Source organism: Stenotrophomonas maltophilia group sp. RNC7, from assembly GCF_030910085.1.
In the GTDB taxonomy this organism is placed as follows: domain Bacteria; phylum Pseudomonadota; class Gammaproteobacteria; order Xanthomonadales; family Xanthomonadaceae; genus Stenotrophomonas; species Stenotrophomonas sepilia.
This window is the reverse complement of the sequence record NZ_JAVFVN010000550.1, coordinates 1-2,455: the sequence shown is the minus strand read 5'-3', so window position 1 is coordinate 2,455 and position 2,455 is coordinate 1. Positions and strand designations below refer to the sequence as shown.

The 2,455-nt window shown below is 27.5% G+C and carries 2 protein-coding genes; both read right to left on the bottom strand.

Annotated elements, in window-relative coordinates; genetic code table 11:
* A partial coding sequence (locus RCF13_RS10750) for a hypothetical protein (protein WP_308141150.1) occupies nt 1-323 on the bottom strand: 323 nt, incomplete at its 3' end.
* A gap of 207 nt (nt 324-530) precedes the next feature.
* Nucleotides 531-2,240, bottom strand: a complete 1,710-nt coding sequence (locus RCF13_RS10745; RefSeq protein ID WP_080120200.1) for a hypothetical protein — start codon at nt 2,238-2,240, stop codon at nt 531-533.
* Nucleotides 2,241-2,455 lie beyond the last annotated feature (215 nt).

Genomic DNA, 2,455 nt, shown 5'->3' with positions numbered 1-2,455 from the left:
TATTTCACCATAAATATAAGATCCGTTTCTTCGTTTGGTTCCTCTAAATATCTCTCAACAGTTTCTAAATCATGTTTAACTTTCTTATCATTACTTTTTTGACCTGTTAAGAAACTGGCATTTTTTATTATTACTTTTTTGCGCTCTAACATAAGTGATAACATCTCTGCATCTTGAATTGCTGTTTGAACTGGTGTTTCTTCACAATCATAAACATTTACTGATAAATCTGAACTGTTATCTCTACTTTCTTTATTTATAATTCTTGCTAATTCTTTCTCCATTAAGTATGTTTCTAATCCAAATAGAACGTAAATTCCCATTTAAATTCCCCCTTATTGTTAGTAACAATCATTAAACTTTCTTTTATAACAAAAAAACCTTTTAGGCGCTTGTTTAATGAAATAAATTTCATTCAAGAACCCAAAAGGTTAGTTTTTGTTAAAAATATGTTAAAAAATAGAATTATAATACTATATCAACAGTATAACATAGTGAAGTACAATCGGATTGGTTAATTCCTCATCCTTTTAAAATAAAGTTAACTGTTCTATTTTTAATGGCCGTGTTTCTTCTACTATCACTTCATTACTTTTTTCTCTTTCTACTTTTCGCTCAATACCTTGATTAATCGTAACTGGTTGAATGTCTTTGTCCAAGAAGAATTTATCGAAATACAATTTTACCGCTCTCATATATTCTTCATCCTGGGTTGGATATTCGGCCCTTTTTTCATACACTTCTTTTGCCTTTAAAAGTGAATTCTCTATTTTCTTAAAGAAGCACTGATAAATCTCAAAAGACCTTGCGAAAACTTCATCCTTTTGTAAGTAATAACTTAATTTCTTATTATTAATTTCAAAATTTCGAGAATCAGAACTCTGTCTTTTGAGTGATAACAAGTTCTTTCTATACAATTCGTATACTGATTTAAACGCTAAAGTCTCACTATACATAATATCATCTAAATCGTAATCTATCATATGTGCCAATTCATGTACAAAACTGGAAATCCCATTACGATCTACGATTAAACTACCTATTGGCTTACAAAAATATATTCCTGATGCTTTATGTTTCCCTAATCTTTTTATACGAAAAGAAATATCTAAATTAGGTATATACATTTGCTTTGATAATTTCTCAAACTCTTTTTCTACTTTTCGAAATTTGTATAAATCTACAATATTATCTAATTCCACCTTATTAAACTTTTGTAAGAATATATTGTCTTTCATAACAGACATATGTTCTATATTAATGTGTTTTTTTGTTTGAAACGACCTTGCATACTCACTTCTATTCTCATACAACTTTTTAGATTTAACTTGAATATAATCACTCTCAAGTAGAAAATCTTTAATCATTAAATTTATTAAACTAATATAATCAATGTTAGTAATATTGCCATCTTCTATTTTAAGCCGCTGAATTCCAGCTAGACTTTCTAAATCTTCATTATTACTTTCTCGAATAATTTTTTTTACAACTAAATCCGGAAAATATTTATTTATATTCTCTAATACAATCTTTTCAGCAGATTCTAGCTGCGGCACAAACAATACTTCTTCTTTATCTTCATAGTACTCTAATAAATACTCTTTTGTTATTTGATATTCGTACAACTCGGTATTTCTCAATACAAACTCATAAAGAGCATTTGCTAAGAAAATTTGAGCTAAATAAGCAGCTAAAGGTTTAATTGCATATTTATCATCCTTATGAGCAACTAAATAATGTAACTTATTTCTCCCTATTATAGGTGGGATTGTGACATTTCCAAGTGTAAGAAACTCTACAACTTGTTCTTCTTTCTCTCTTTGAAATGTAAATCTCACTGCAAGTGGCAAATATTTCTTAAGATTTTCAAGGTAATCCGTTTTAATTCTTTCTTGAATTTGCGACTTAAGTACTACACTTAGTAGCTGCGCCATTCTTTCCTTATTTCCCTTCAATATATTTTGATTTTCTAGTTCTTGAATCTCAAACTTAACTTTTTTGTTTGTTCTTGGAATACTATTAATTATTTCAAACAATTCATCGTATGTTTGGGCTTTTTTTAGTAAAGTTTGAAACTTTCTCTTAATCAAGTTTATAGTTTTTATTTTAATATCTGCCTTAGTTAAGTCATCTAATTCTTCAGTAAAATTAATCTTAAGAGTTGCCATTAACTCTGGTATCCCTTTGTTTTTTAATTCTTTCCCTATTAATTTTTCTACAGATTCTATACGCTCCATCATAAAATCCCCCTTATATAAAAAAGGTAAAGATTTTTACATTATCTTTACCTTTTTTTATTTATTCATTTTTAATTTTTTATCCACTCTATAAAAAGAGAATCATGCTTACTTTTTTTCTTTAACTCCCATAAATAATCTCTTATCTCCAATAAGTCTTGTAAGGTTATTTCTTCATAGGATTTTTTTACAAGATGTAATATTATCTCCATACTAAT